The sequence below is a fragment of the Metabacillus sp. B2-18 genome (genome assembly GCF_021117275.1).
In the GTDB taxonomy this organism is placed as follows: Bacteria; Bacillota; Bacilli; order Bacillales; family Bacillaceae; genus Metabacillus.
In genome coordinates, this window is sequence record NZ_CP088245.1 from 1,023,045 (window position 1) to 1,037,368 (window position 14,324).

The 14,324-nt window shown below is 35.2% G+C and carries 12 protein-coding genes and 1 pseudogene; 12 read left to right on the forward strand and 1 reads right to left on the reverse strand.

Annotation, left to right across the window (positions count from 1 at the left end):
- Nucleotides 1–41: 41 nt before the first annotated feature.
- The 12 genes and pseudogenes from opp1B to LPC09_RS05400 all read left to right on the forward strand — a co-directional run bounded on the left by opp1B (nt 42) and on the right by LPC09_RS05400 (nt 12,595).
- On the forward strand, nt 42–974 hold the full coding sequence (gene opp1B, locus LPC09_RS05345; RefSeq protein WP_098795821.1) for a nickel/cobalt ABC transporter permease: 933 nt from the start codon (nt 42–44) through the stop codon (nt 972–974).
- The gene (gene cntC, locus LPC09_RS05350) at nt 975–1,871 is read left to right on the forward strand and encodes a staphylopine uptake ABC transporter permease subunit CntC (RefSeq protein WP_098795822.1); all 897 of its coding nucleotides are present in this window, start codon (nt 975–977) and stop codon (nt 1,869–1,871) included.
- A gap of 3 nt (nt 1,872–1,874) precedes the next feature.
- The gene (gene cntD / locus LPC09_RS05355) at nt 1,875–2,684 is read left to right on the forward strand and encodes a staphylopine uptake ABC transporter ATP-binding protein CntD (protein ID WP_098795823.1); all 810 of its coding nucleotides are present in this window, start codon (nt 1,875–1,877) and stop codon (nt 2,682–2,684) included.
- Nucleotides 2,685–3,431: pseudogene (locus LPC09_RS05360) on the forward strand (ABC transporter ATP-binding protein).
- A gap of 51 nt (nt 3,432–3,482) precedes the next feature.
- Nucleotides 3,483–4,661, forward strand: a complete 1,179-nt coding sequence (cntE, locus tag LPC09_RS05365; RefSeq protein ID WP_098795824.1) for a staphylopine family metallophore export MFS transporter CntE — start codon at nt 3,483–3,485, stop codon at nt 4,659–4,661.
- A gap of 535 nt (nt 4,662–5,196) precedes the next feature.
- On the forward strand, nt 5,197–6,396 hold the full coding sequence (locus LPC09_RS05370; RefSeq protein ID WP_098795825.1) for a GTP-binding protein: 1,200 nt from the start codon (nt 5,197–5,199) through the stop codon (nt 6,394–6,396).
- A gap of 541 nt (nt 6,397–6,937) precedes the next feature.
- Nucleotides 6,938–7,693, forward strand: a complete 756-nt coding sequence (locus LPC09_RS05375; RefSeq protein ID WP_442920032.1) for a TerC family protein — start codon at nt 6,938–6,940, stop codon at nt 7,691–7,693.
- 210 nt (nt 7,694–7,903) lie between these two features.
- On the forward strand, nt 7,904–8,284 hold the full coding sequence (locus LPC09_RS05380) for a MerR family transcriptional regulator (RefSeq protein WP_442920033.1): 381 nt from the start codon (nt 7,904–7,906) through the stop codon (nt 8,282–8,284).
- A gap of 47 nt (nt 8,285–8,331) precedes the next feature.
- Entirely contained in the window at nt 8,332–9,654 is a 1,323-nt protein-coding gene (locus LPC09_RS05385; RefSeq protein ID WP_098795827.1) for a hemolysin family protein, read from the forward strand.
- A gap of 230 nt (nt 9,655–9,884) precedes the next feature.
- Nucleotides 9,885–10,499 carry a TetR/AcrR family transcriptional regulator gene (locus tag LPC09_RS05390; RefSeq protein ID WP_231309173.1) on the forward strand — a complete coding sequence of 205 codons (615 nt, stop codon included), beginning with the start codon at nt 9,885–9,887 and terminating at the stop codon, nt 10,497–10,499.
- A 238-nt stretch (nt 10,500–10,737) separates the two neighbouring features.
- Nucleotides 10,738–11,858, forward strand: a protein-coding gene (locus tag LPC09_RS05395; protein WP_231307522.1) for an IS3 family transposase whose coding sequence is annotated in 2 segments (ribosomal slippage) — nt 10,738–11,020 and nt 11,020–11,858 — 1,122 coding nt in all. Because the reading frame shifts where the segments join, the coding sequence is not laid out codon by codon here.
- Nucleotides 11,859–11,920: 62 nt separating this feature from the next.
- On the forward strand, nt 11,921–12,595 hold the full coding sequence (locus LPC09_RS05400; RefSeq protein WP_098795834.1) for a GTP pyrophosphokinase: 675 nt from the start codon (nt 11,921–11,923) through the stop codon (nt 12,593–12,595).
- A gap of 274 nt (nt 12,596–12,869) precedes the next feature.
- Here LPC09_RS05400 and LPC09_RS05405 read toward each other — a convergent pair whose 3' ends face one another.
- A complete protein-coding gene (locus LPC09_RS05405) occupies nt 12,870–14,309 on the reverse strand; it encodes a DDE-type integrase/transposase/recombinase (RefSeq protein WP_098795475.1) in 1,440 nt (479 codons plus the stop codon).
- Between the last annotated feature and the right edge of the window lie 15 nt (nt 14,310–14,324).

Below are 14,324 nucleotides of genomic sequence, written 5' to 3' on the forward strand. Positions count from 1 at the left end.
TACATTTAAATGTTGAGATTTAATGGAAAAGGAGGTTGTCTATGGGAAGTTATATTATAAAAAGGTTACTCATGTCTGTACCTTTACTTTTTATCATCTCGTTTTTGACGTTTGTATTAATGAATCTTTCTCCTTTAGATCCTGCTGAAGTTGTATTACAAGCTCAAGGTGTGCCACAGATAACAGATAAATTATTAGAGCAAACGAGAGAAGAGTTTGGGATGAATAAGCCATTTATCCTTCAATATTTTGATTGGCTTTTTGCTTCCTTACAGTTGGATTTTGGAGATTCATATATTAATGGTGAATCAGTGTGGTCATTAATAGGTCCTGCATTTTTAAACACGTTAAAATTAACAATCGTATCATCGTCTTTAATCATTTTTATTTCTATTCTATTAGGTGTTACATGTGCATTGAAAGAAGGGGAAATGATTGACAAATCGATCAGAGGATTCTCATTTTTTTTAACCGCAATGCCTTCATATTTGTTAGCATCCATTCTGATTTGGTGTGTTTCAGTCAAATTAGACTTATTGCCAACAAATGGAATGGATTCTTATAAAAGTTATATCTTACCAGTGTCTGTCATCACCATTAGTTATGCGGGTATTTACTTTAGAAATATAAGAACCTCTATGCTGAGCAATTTAAATGAGGACTATGTTTTGTATGGAAGGGCATCAGGGCTATCAGAGAAGAAAATCACGAGTCATATTCTTAGGAATTCATTGCAAGTAACCATTTCTATATTTGGTATGGCCATACCTATTATATTAGGAAGTACCGTTGTTGTAGAAAATGTTTTTGCCTGGCCGGGATTAGGAACGTTGAGTGTGAATGCCATTCTAAGCAGGGACTTCCCTATTATTCAGGCGTATGTTCTCATTCTAGCGGCATCTTTTGTTTTGTTTAATACACTTTCCGACATTATCAATGTTGCAATGAATCCTAAGCTAAGGAATGATGTGTAAATGAGAATATTGAAAAACATTCGTAAGGATAAGGTAGCTTTCCTATCCTTAATTGTTATTTTGATGACCATTATTGTTGGTATTTTTGCCCCGGTATTTGCTCCGCATGATCCTAATGAAGTCAAGATGAGCTTGCGCTATGCATCTCCTTCGTGGGAATATTTGTTTGGAAATGACCACCTAGGCAGGTGTGTCCTGTCCAGAATAATCTATGGTATTCGGCCAAGTGTAATAGGGGTTTTGGTTGTTCTCTTTATATCCGTATTAATCGGAGCAATCTTAGGTTTTGTTGCTGGATATTTTAGAGGGAAAGTTGATGGTATCATTATGAGATTATGTGATATCATGCTTTCTTTTCCAGGTTATGTTATGGCGCTGGCTGTTATTGGTATTTTAGGAGTAGGTCTTGAAAACATCCTTATTGCATTTGCATTAATCAAATGGGCTTGGTTTGCTCGTATTATTAGAACCTCTGTTATGCAATATTCAGAATTAAATTATATCAAATTTGCCAAAGCATCAGGTTTAAGTGAAATCAACATTATCTACAGACATATTATTCCGGTTACTTTTTCTGATATCGCTGTGATTTCTAGTGGATCTATGGGATCGATGATTTTGCAAATTTCCGGCTTTTCATTCTTGGGGTTAGGAATTCAAGCCCCTCATGCTGAATGGGGTATGATGTTAAATGAGGCCAGAGAAGTAATGTTTACTAGACCAGAATTAATGATAGCCCCAGGTTTAGCTATTATAATTGTCGTATCTGTGTTTAATTTCTTTTCTGATGCACTTCAAGTTGTTTTAGATCCGAAATTAGTAAACTCTAAAAACACTAATAAACATAAATTGCGGTTATCTAAGATGAATGTTCAAGAAAAAAAGGTGGCTAATTAGATCATGGATATTTTAGAGGTAAACAACTTGAAAGTATGGGACGCTCATTCTGGTAAAAAGATTATCCAAGATAGCTCATTCCACTTGAAGCGCGGAAACTGCCTGGCAATTGTAGGAGAAAGTGGGAGCGGAAAGTCTATTACTTGTCGAGCTATCATGAGATTAAATAGGCCCACTATCCACCAATCAGGAGACATCCTGTTAAATGGCGAAAACATCAGTCAGCTTTCTGAAAAAGAGATGAGAAAGAAAAGGGGAAGAAACCTCTGCATGATTTTACAAAATGGAATGAGTGCATTTGATCCCTCCTGTGTGATTGGTGTTCATCTAAGAGAAACCTTAACAGAACATTTCGGTTGGAGTAGAAAAGTAATAGAAGAAAACATAACAGCTGCTATGAAGAGTGTGATGTTGAAAAATCCAACAGATATTATGAACAAATATCCACATCAATTATCAGGTGGAATGCTGCAACGCATCATGATCGCATTAGCTATTTGCTTGGAGCCTGATATTATTATTGCTGATGAACCAACAACAGCACTTGATACAATTTCACAATTTGAAGTAGTTGAGCAATTGATGAAATTGCGGGAAAGAATGGGTTGTTCAATGATATTTATTTCCCATGATTTGGGTGTTGTAAGGAAAATCGCGGATGACATGCTAGTCATGAGGAATGGAGAAATTGTAGAAAGAGGTAAAACCGAGGCTTTATTTGTTCAACCCGAACATGAATATACGAAATATTTGATATCTACAAGAGTGTCTCTAAGCAATCACTTTAAGAAGATAATGGGGGAGGCGTTATAGTTGCTCAGAGTTGATTCTGTTGAGAAATCCTATAAAAAGGGTGGATTGTTTTCTGTAAAAAGGCAAAATGTTTTAAAGAATGTCAGCTTTGAATGCTACAGTGGCGAATGTCTTGGTATTATCGGAGAAAGTGGAAGCGGAAAATCAACATTAGGGCGCTTGATCATGGGAATTGAAAGGTCTGATCGTGGACATGTTTTTTAAAATGAAAAAAATGTAGTAGAAAGAAGAGCAAGATCAGGTTATATAAGTGCTGTCTTTCAAGACTACAAATCTTCTATTAATCCATTCTTTACTGTTGAAGAGGCCATAATGGAGCCGATGAAAATTCAAAACAAGAGTAGACAAGAGATGAGAGAAAAAGTTATTAATCTACTAAAGCAAGTTGGGTTGCCTTCGTCTTATCGAGACAAATACCCCCATGAACTATCAGGAGGAGAGGTTCAAAGGGTATGTATTGCTAGAGCCATCTCAACAGTACCAGCCTGCATTTTATTAGATGAGTCAATCAGTTCTCTGGATGTATCAGTTCAAATACAAGTTCTTGACTTACTAAAGGATTTAAAAAGAATATATAACATGAGCTACATTTTTATAACGCATGATATACAGGCTGCTGCCTACATTTGTGATAGAGTCATCATTTTTAAGGATGGTCAGATTGAAGAAATAATTAAAACTGAACATTTAAAGGATGTTAAGTCAGCGTATGCAAAAAAACTAGTACAATCCATTATAACGATTTAATTGTGGCAACTGTCTAGTCTGAGTTGGTATAGAACCGGAGGGGAACCAATTGTGAATGGAGCATTATCTTGGCCTTTTTTAAGATTGTATATATTGGTGCTTCTTTATTTTAGTGCAAATTCTCTATTAAATGTCCTTATTCCTTTAAAAGGAGAATCATTAGGAGCTACTAATACAACAATCGGGCTGATTATGGGAGCTTATATGTTTACGACCATGTTTTTTAGACCATGGGCAGGTCATATTATTCAAAAGCATGGATCGATAAAAATATTACGAATTATACTGATTATCAATGGTTTAGCTTTAATCTTATATACGATAACTGGACTAGGTGGATATTTGGTCGCACGTATGTTGCAAGGTGTTTCAACAGCTTTTTTTTCAATGGCATTACAGGTAGGGATTATTGATGCATTGCCGGAAGAAGATCGCTCTCAGGGAATTTCCCTTTATTCTTTATTTTCCTATATACCGGGGATTATTGGCCCTCTACTTGCATTGGGGATTTGGCACGGGGGAATGGGATACTTTCCAATAGTGATGGTATCAATTGCGGTCTTTACTGGGGTTGTGGGCTATAGTACAAAAATAGATAAAGCCAAGACAGAAACGAAAAAAGAAGATCCTGTTCATGGCGTTAACATGTTCAGTTCATTTGGTCAGTTAGTGAAAAATCCTTATTTATTAAAATGTAGTGTTCTGATGTTAGTAGGTTCTATTGTATTTGGAGCAATAACTACCTTTATACCTTTATATGCTGCACAACTAAAAAGCAGTAGCGCTGGTGTTTTTTTAATGCTTATGGCTGGAACTGTTGTCATTTCCCGTTTTACTTTAAGAAAAAAAATCCCCTCTGATGGGAAATGGCATTCATCTTTTATCATGGGAAATATGCTTCTATTAGTAATAGCGTCACTGTGTGTGGGATTAGCTTTAAATGGAGGAACTATTCTTTTTTATGTAGGTGCTTGTTTAATGGGGATTGCTCAGGCTCTTTTGTATCCTACGTTAACCACGTATTTAAGCTTTGTATTACCTCATAATAATCGAAATGTGTTATTGGGGTTATTTATTGCGATGGCAGACCTAGGTGTATCATTAGGCAGTTTCATAATGGGACCGATAGCTGATATATACTCTTATTCATTTATGTACATGATTTGTGCCGGCTTAGGTGTGATGATGATTTTTTTTGCGTATGATCGTAGAAAAATATTTGTGGGTTAGGAATGAGGATAAAGAGTACAGGTTATTTCTGTCTTAAAGCTGGTAAATAAATAGTATAAACTTTTAATAAAATGAGAATAAATGATTTCTTCGCATGCTTTTTCTTGTGATTCCCCTTCAAATAAATCGATTTCTCAACTGTCAGGTAAGGTATGGAAGTATCATAAATAGCTAAAAAGAGTTGCCAAAGTGTAAGTCAATAGAAGCAGGAGTCATGCGAAATGTTTTTCCAATTAAACTATTAATTTTTTTTTAGTAGTTTGATTGGAAGAATCATTTTATAAGTAGCTCCGGGATAATGAAAGAGAGTAAATACTCATCGGTTTTAAAACGTAATTATAACGATTTGTAAAGGTAAAGGTAAATCTACTATTTATTTAAGGAAAGAAACGTCTCTACATGACGTAACAAGATAGGTTTGAAGAGTTGCTTTTTTTATCTTGATATATATTCAAAACTTGAGTGAAACAAACTTAAGGAGAGATTTTTTCTTGCAGAGGAGATTGTTTATAAAAATATTTAGGAGGTTACATACATGAAAAAAATTCCTGTAACAGTCTTAAGTGGTTATTTAGGAGCCGGAAAGACAACTGTACTAAATCACATTCTTCAAAATCGTGAAGGCTTGAAAGTAGCTGTTATCGTAAATGATATGAGTGAAGTAAATATTGATGCGGAAACCATCAAGCAAGGCGGAGGATTAAAAAGAACAGAAGAGAAATTGGTGGAAATGTCAAATGGTTGTATCTGCTGTACCCTCAGAGAAGACTTGCTTGTAGAGGTTGAAAAACTGGCGTTAGAGGGGAACATCGATTACATCGTGATCGAGTCAACAGGGATAAGCGAGCCTGTTCCTGTTGCTCAAACCTTTTCATACATAGATGAGGAACTGGGTATTGATCTGACCCGTTTTTGTAAGCTTGATACGATGGTCACTGTTGTTGATGCGAACCGCTTTTGGAAGGATTTTAGATCAGGAGAAAGTCTGCTTGATAGAAAAGAAGCACTGAGTGCAGCAGACGATCGTGAAATTGCAGATTTACTGCTGGATCAAATTGAATTTTGTGATGTTCTGATTATCAATAAATGTGATCTTGTAAATGAAGAAGAATTAACACATCTAGAAAAGGTACTACGCAAACTTCAACCTGAAGCAAGAATGATTAGAACAAATAAAGGCAAAATTCAATTAACAGATATCCTTCATACAAATCTTTTTGATTTTGAAAAAGCAAGTGAATCCGCAGGGTGGATAAAAGAGCTTACAATTGGACACAAAGAGCATCAACCGGAAACCGAAGAGTATGGAATTACATCCTTTGTTTATAAAAGAAGACTTCCTTTTCATAGTGAACGATTTTATCAGCTCATGCATTCACTTTCTGACAATATTGTTAGGGTAAAGGGAATTGCCTGGTGTGCTACAAGAAATAAATTCGCTCTTTCCGTCTCACAAGCTGGCCCTTCTATCGTAATAGAACCAGTGGCTTATTGGGTGGCCGCTATGGCAGCTGGTGAGCAAGAGCTTATTTTAAATGAAAATCCTCACATTAAAGCTGAATGGGATCCAGAATTCGGTGATCGTATGACTCAATTGGTTATTATAGGAACAAATATGAATAAAAAAGAGGTATTAAAACAATTAGATGCATGTCTACTAACTAGAGATGAATTTGATACTGAGTGGACGTTGTTTAAGGATCCGTTTCATTGGGATATTCCGGAAAGGGCTTAGTTTGTATTTTGGAAGTAGAAGAGGTGGATGTCAATGGAATATAAAGTAGCTATAGTAGGAGGAGGTCCTTCAGGTATAGGTGCGTTTAACATGAATATTTAAATGCAACAAGTTTTAGAGTTGAAAAATGAATTTTTAAAAGCTTTATGAAAAGTAGTTGACAAAAACCAATAATTTATTTATAGTTTGATTAACTAAATAGTTTCTCCTAAAGGGGAGTAGCTTTTACAGCAAAGTCGTCATTTCGGAGATTTCGTATCTCTCGGCTTTGTTGGCAACGTTCGGTTGTTAGCAAGACCTTTACCAATTGGTAAAGGTCTTTTACTTTTTATTAAAACCTTTACCGTTTACGGTAGAGGTTTTTTCTTTTTTCCGGAGACTAAAAAACTTTTTATGGAAAATTCACATTACAAAAGGAGTGAGTCAAAATATTGGTTCGTAAGAGCTAAAAGTAACCTTCAAGATTGAAAGTTTACTGAGTGTGAGATTTATAAATTAAGGGTTAATAAGGAGGAGAAATTATTTGGAACTTTCAATTTTAATGGAGTATGGTTGGGTGTTGATCTTATTAGTTGCACTGGAGGGCTTGTTAGCAGCAGATAATGCACTTGTTTTAGCAATCATGGTTAAGCATTTACCGGAAGAGGAAAGAAAAAGAGCTCTCTTTTATGGTTTAGCGGGAGCCTTTGTGTTCCGATTTGGTTCACTCTTTGCGATTTCGTTCCTAGTGGATGTGTGGCAGGTGCAAGCGATAGGTGCTCTATACCTATTATTTATTGCTATAAATCATATAGTAAGAAAGCTTGTATTCAAAAAGAAAGAGGGAACAAATGAAGAAGAAAACAAAAAGGGAAAATCTGGTTTTTGGGGAACTGTTTTAAAGGTTGAATTAGCTGATATTGCATTTGCAGTTGACTCAATTTTAGCTGCTGTAGCCCTTGCTATGACACTGCCAAACACAAACCTTCCACAAATTGGTGGAATGGACGGCGGTAAGTTTCTTGTCATTTTTGCCGGTGGAATTATTGGATTAATTATCATGCGTTTTGCAGCTAACCTTTTTGTTAAGTTACTTCATTCAAGACCAGGTCTTGAAATAGCGGCTTTTGCAATTGTTGGATGGGTAGGAGTGAAGCTTGCTGTGTTAACATTAGGGCATCCTGATGTTGGTGTACTTTCTTATGAATTTGCCCATTCCACTGGATGGAAGCTGTTCTTCTATACTGTATTAATTGGAATTGCTGCTGCAGGGTGGTTCTTAACGAAAGAAAAGAAAGAAGAGAAGCAAGCTGCATAGTGGATTATAATTAAAAAGCTGCTCTTCGTAGAGCAGCTTTTTAAATACGTTCTTACGCTATTGGGTTAAGAAAAATAAGCTTGTTGTAAACAAATTGTGAAATATTTATTAATAATCAGTTTATTAGTTGTAAATTCTACGTTTGGTAAATATAATCAAACTATCACGTTATGGTTTGGAGGGTTATCCTTTGGGACTGAAAAGTTAAAAATCGGTGAACTGGCTGAAAGAACAGGTGTTACAAAAAGAACAATAGATTACTATACTAATTTAGGACTTCTTAAAGCAGAACGTTCCCCTTCGAATTATCGTTATTACGATATTTCTGCTGTTGAACAGTTAAATGATATTGAGAAGTGTAAAGAACAAGGAATGTCGTTAGACGACATAAAGAAAAGAATGATTGACAAAAACGCAGAAGAAATTGACGTGTTGGAGTTACGTCTTAAAATAAAAGGATTAGAAAAAGATGTAGCAGAGGTTTTATCTCAACTTGAAAACAGCAACCTAAAAAATCATGAGTTTATAAAAAAGAATGTTTCTCAAGAAAGTCTGTCTTTGATTCAATCATTGTTATTACTGCTCAACTAATTAATATCATTACCAGGAGGTGTACGTCTTACTTATAAGACGACTCATTGACAACCATTAATTTACTTTTAATTTTAGTATTAATAGCATTAACAGCATTCTTCGTGGCAACTGAATTTGCCATTGTGAAAGTACGTGTTTCAAAAATTGATCAGTTAATTTCAGAAGGAAATAAAGGTGCAGTAGCTGCTAAAAAAGTTGTAACACATTTAGACGAATATCTATCAGCCTGTCAATTGGGAATTACAATTACAGCATTAGGACTTGGTTGGTTAGGGGAACCGACTGTGGAGAAACTATTACATCCTCTTTTTGAACATTTTGCTTTGAATGAATCCGTTACACATATTCTATCGTTTGGTATTGCGTTTGCTTTGGTTACGTTCCTTCATGTTGTAGTAGGTGAACTTGCCCCTAAAACAGTTGCGATTCAAAAAGCAGAGGCTGTAACATTACTGTTTGCCCACCCCATTATTTGGTTTTACCGTTTAATGTATCCATTTATCTGGTTCTTAAATGGTTCTGCACGTGTGTTGGTAGGTTTATTTGGATTAAAACCTGCATCAGAACATGAATTAGCTCATTCAGAAGAGGAGCTTCGTATGCTTTTGTCTGAAAGCTATAAGAGCGGAGAAATTAATAAGAATGAGTTAAAGTACGTAAACAATATCTTTGAATTTGACGAAAGAATTGCAAAAGAGATTATGGTTCCTCGTACTGAGATTGTTTCTATAGATATTGATACAAGTTATGAAGAAATTGTAGAGATTATTAAGAATGAACGATATACAAGATACCCAGTTATAGATGGAGATAAAGACAATATTGTTGGTTTTCTTAATATAAAGGAACTGTTAACTTCCCATTTTACTGATGGGGGTAATGCTAAAAAGTTCAATATAAATACATTTATTAATCCGGTTATTCAAGTAATTGAAACAATAGCAATACATGATTTATTGTTAAAAATGCAAAAAGATCGAACGCATTTAGCTATATTAATTGATGAGTATGGTGGCACATCTGGATTGGTAACAGTTGAAGACATTCTTGAAGAGATTGTTGGGGAAATACGAGATGAATTTGATGAAGATGAGGTTCCCGAAATTCGAAAAATCAATGATGATCATTATATTCTAGATGGAAAATTATTGATAGATGATGTTAATAATCTTCTAAATACAGATTTTCCTAATGAAGATATTGATACAATTGGTGGATGGTTTCTTACACAAAACTTCAACGCAACTGTTGGTGTAGAGGTAGAAAATGACGGTTACCTCTTTAAAGTACATGAAAGTGACGGACACCATATTCAATATTTAGAAGTTACCAAAGTGAAAAATAATGTTATACCTATACACCAATAGGAAATTGTATAAAATGTGAAAGTCGCGCTCATTAATTGATGGGCGTTTTTTTTATAAATAAACTTAGGTTACCTTAGATTTAGAAGGGGAATCATTAGTCTATAGTTGCTTTATATGACATTTATGTGACAGCTTGTCACTTTGAATTGACTTGTGACAAGGTGTCACATATGATTGGGGTATAGGAATTGTGACACCTTGTCATTCACCCCGAATAGGAGATAAAAATCATGCCAAAACAAACGTTTTATCACTTACCAAAAGAGAAGAAGGATACGTTAATATTATCGGCAAAAGAAGAATTCTCACGGGTTCCCCTTCATGAGGCATCAATTGCCAATATAATAAAAAGTGCAGGGATACCAAGGGGAAGCTTTTATCAATACTTTGATGATAAAGAGGATTTGTACTTTTATTTGTTAGATGAATTTACACAAAACACAAATAGAAGAGTAATGACCATTCTAAGAAGAAAACAAGGGAATTTGACAGAAACCTTGATTGATCTTTTTCAACATATTGTTCATAACCGGCACAATCAGGATAATAAAGCTTATTTAAAAAATGTATTTTTAAATATGTATTTTAAAATTGAAAATACGTTGGCAAGAAGTATGTATGAAGAAAATCAAAAATCTCATTACCAAAGTCTACTAAAATTAGTGAAAACAGATCATTTGAATATTAAATCTGAACAAGAGCTGAATGACATGATTGAAATAATGGTCTCAGTTACTATTCATAATTTAGTTCGTGTATTTGTACTAAACTTAACTGAAGAAGAAGCACTAACCAAATATATCAATCAAATTGAATTACTAAAAAAGGGATTTCAAAAGGAGTAAAACTGTGGGAACTGATCTTGTAAAGAGTAAGATTGATTTTAAAAGCATAGTAAAGAAACTACAAAAACAAGGCATTAATGCTCAATTAATCAGAAGACCTACAAAAACAATTCAATTAAAATAGTAGTCTAAACACTATCTTGTTTTAAATAAAGGAGTACTGAATCGGCTACACTTAACTAGACAGAAAAATTAAGGTCAAGTAGACTACAGATAATATTATCGAGGAGAATCTACAATGACTAAAAGAGAACGCCGAACATTTACTGAGGAATTTAAACAACAGATTGTGCAGCTTTACAACAGCGGCAAACCTAGAAAAGAGATTATTCAAGAATATGATCTTACTCCTTCGTCTTTAGATAAATGGGTGAGTCAGAATCAAACTTCTGGTTCTTTCAAGGAAAAAGACAATTTAACACCGGAACAAAAGGAACTAGCTGAGCTTAGAAAGCGAAATAAGCAATTAGAAATGGAGAATGACATTTTAAAGCAAGCCGCGCTGATACTAGGACGAAAGTAAATGTGATTAAGAATAACCAGCACAAATACTCGATATCAGCAATGTGCAAGGTCCTACAAATACCTAGAAGTACTTATTATTATGAAGCAAAAGAACGTCAGGCTGAAGACGACATCACTTCAGATATTATTGAGATTTTTCATGAGAGTTTCCAAAATTACGGGACTCGTAAAATCAAAAAGGAACTAGCTAAGCGTGGAAAGGTTGTGTCTAGACGTCGAATCGGACGAATAATGAAAGAACAAGGCCTGGTGTCTTCATATACTCTAGCGCAATTCAAGCCACATGCCAGTGGGACAAACGAATCGGAACAGAAAAATGAGCTTGATCGTCAGTTTACACAAGACGAAGCATTATCAGTCGTAGTAAGTGATTTAACATATGTGAGAGTCAATAAAAAATGGCAATACATATGTATATTTGTTGATCTTTTTAACCGTGAAATTATTGGATATAGTATCGGTCGTCATAAAAATGCTTTATTAGTTTATCGTGCGTTAGCGTCAATCAAAACAGATTTACGTAAGATTAAGCTGTTTCATACAGATCGAGGAAGTGAGTTTAAGAATAAGCTCATTGACGAGGCATTAGCGACTTTTAATATCCAGCGATCGCTAAGCATGAAAGGATGCCCATATGATAATGCAGTAGCAGAAGCTACATTTAAAATCATTAAAACTGAGTTTGTCAAGGGACGTCATTTTGATAGTCTTGAAGAATTAGAGAACGAACTACAACAGTATATCCATTGGTTTAATCACAAACGAATCCATGGAACATTAGGCTATCTTAGCCCAATTGAATTTAAACTTGGACACCTTAAAAATGTTGTCTAGTTTAGTGTTGACTATCCAGTACTAACAATTTGGATACAATAAGTTTAAGAGATAATAACAAAATGGATCCATTAGAACTTGTAAAGTTTATTATGACCTATAAATTTGCTGTTAATGAAATCACCACAAAGCTTAATATTTTGAATGAGGAATTTAAGTATGTTCACGACTATAATCCAATTGAGAATATAAGTTCAAGAGTGAAAACACCAGAAAGTATTTTGCAAAAAGTTAAAAGGAAGAATTGTGATTTATCTATCATGTCAATAAAGGAAAATATTAAAGATATAGCAGGTGTTCGAATAACATGTTCTTTTATTTCTGATGTATATAAAGTGTATGAGATGCTTCAAAAGCAAAAAGATATAGATGTGGTTCAATGTAAGGATTATATTAAGTCCCCAAAACCTAATGGGTACCAAAGTCTTCACCTTATTATTAGAATACCAGTTTTCCTGTCTGATCGAGTAGAAGACACTTATGTTGAGATTCAAATTAGAACAAAAGCAATGGATTTTTGGGCAAGCTTGGAACATAAGATCTATTACAAATTTGGGAAAGAAATTCCTGATAATTTAACAAGTGAATTAAAAGAAGCAGCTTTATCTGCTATTGAGCTAGACAAGAAAATGGAGAGGCTTCATGAAGAGGTAAAACTCATAAAAAATATTGAAAATGATAACGAGCCGGTCATTAACATACAGGTGAATGGATCGAAACTAAGCCAATTATTATAAGAGATGGATCCTATTTGTGGTAGTGTCAAAAGATTTATGAAAACTACCTAAAGGGTTAGCTTCTCTCCTATTTACTGGATGGAGATGCGCCGCAATCTCTCTTGACAAACACGCCAATGGTTTGTGGATTGTTTAACAAGGGCGAAGGGAACAAAAGAAGGCATACCAAATAAGCCCTTGGTTGTTTCCATTTTAAACCATTGGCAAGTTCGGTTTGTCAAGAGTTCGCTCCGCCGATTGCTGAATTAGCTTAAGGGCTCAGCTAAACAAAAAGTTAGGCTTGTCTTTGTTCTACTATCCATTGTTGTGCTAATCCAATGAGCTTTGTCCAACGTGCTGGCATTGTTGGAAGCCCCTTGAGTTCTGGATTCACTACGGGCACTTTTCCTTCTAAGGCGGCATGCGGACGCAAAAAGTTAAAGTAGGCCGTAAATAAGGTGACGTATGAAATGGAACCATGTTCAGAGCCGAATCCATGAGTGGAGCGATAATTGCCCTTAAAGGTGCGGTTAAGTCTCTCAATTATTTGTTTCATTGGTCTATATTCGGTTGAAACAGGGTCCTCATTGGTTAATCCAATGACCTGCTTCACATCGAATAAAATCTCATGTTGAGCGAAGAAATGTTGGGCTAAAAGATAGATTGGATTCCCGTCTACCACAAAGGTCAGATTTTCTGGAATCTCTTTCATCTTGATTAAGACCTCATCAATTGCTCGAATGGCTGTTGCTGTGTCTCGATTAGGCGACACCGGATACGAAAGAATAATCTTTTTCACGGCGTCAAAAAAGAAAAATAAATAATGCCATCGACCGTTTACTCTGATATACGTTTCATCACCGCAGAATTGGTCTGAAAGTTCATAGGGATAGTGATCCACATAAGGTTTAAGTAATAAAGCTACGCTATTTTCGTAGTTCAATACAGTCTGATGTGAAATCATCACTCCGTGTACGTCCTGCATAATCGCAGCTGTTTTACGGGCCGAAAGGCCATAGTTTACATGATAGGTTAGGATCAATCCTAATGTATGTGGGGATGCATAAATCTTTGATAAGTCCACGGCCGGCAGTTCTGGTGATTCCTTAGATAACGGCTGGAAATCGATATAAAACTGACGGAAAATGTATCTCAATTTAAATGCTTGAGGGTCCTTTTTGAACCTTTTCTTTTCTTTTGAAGTCATCCCATTGAGCTTCTTTTGATAATAAGAACAGTCATTGTTCTTGCACTTAAACACGTGAAAATCTTTTCTTTCTTTTATTTTCTCGAGAGTCTTGGAACAATGAGGACACTTCAGGATGGCCTCCTTAGAGTAACGGTTCTTTTCACTGAAAAGTTCTGTACACACCTTGCATTGATACTGACCTTTATCTCCATTGTTGGCATAAAGATAATCCGATGGAGCACCACACTTTGGACAGTTCATGGCTTTAGGTACGGAAACTTTTGCATTCTTACGCCTTTGAACAGGTTTGAGAGCTTTCCCGTTCTTCTCTAGATATTCACTAAGAAGAACTCGATAATCAAGCTGTTCTAGAACTTCAATGACCGGAAGGTCATCCACTTGAAGTTTTCGATAAGGTTTATTTACGGGCTGTTCAGTAGGTTTATCGAACATGCTTTTACCAATCAATAAAGTAAGCAATGTTCGAATGAGTTGTTCTTGATAGTTTATAAAAGTTAATAAATAGGTTATAATTTGAGGGTACAAATTGTCACTTCCATT

Bases quoted from the DNA above. Each gene is read 5' to 3' on its own strand.
- LPC09_RS05375 (WP_442920032.1), top strand. From the start codon at position 6,938: ATGGAGTATGGTTGGGTGTTGATCTTATTAGTTGCACTGGAGGGCTTG.
- LPC09_RS05390 (WP_231309173.1), top strand. From the start codon at position 9,885: ATGCCAAAACAAACGTTTTATCACTTACCAAAAGAGAAGAAGGATACG.
- LPC09_RS05370 (WP_098795825.1), top strand. From the start codon at position 5,197: ATGAAAAAAATTCCTGTAACAGTCTTAAGTGGTTATTTAGGAGCCGGA.
- cntD (WP_098795823.1), top strand. From the start codon at position 1,875: ATGGATATTTTAGAGGTAAACAACTTGAAAGTATGGGACGCTCATTCT.
- cntC (WP_098795822.1), top strand. From the start codon at position 975: ATGAGAATATTGAAAAACATTCGTAAGGATAAGGTAGCTTTCCTATCC.
- LPC09_RS05400 (WP_098795834.1), top strand. From the start codon at position 11,921: ATGGATCCATTAGAACTTGTAAAGTTTATTATGACCTATAAATTTGCT.
- opp1B (WP_098795821.1), top strand. From the start codon at position 42: ATGGGAAGTTATATTATAAAAAGGTTACTCATGTCTGTACCTTTACTT.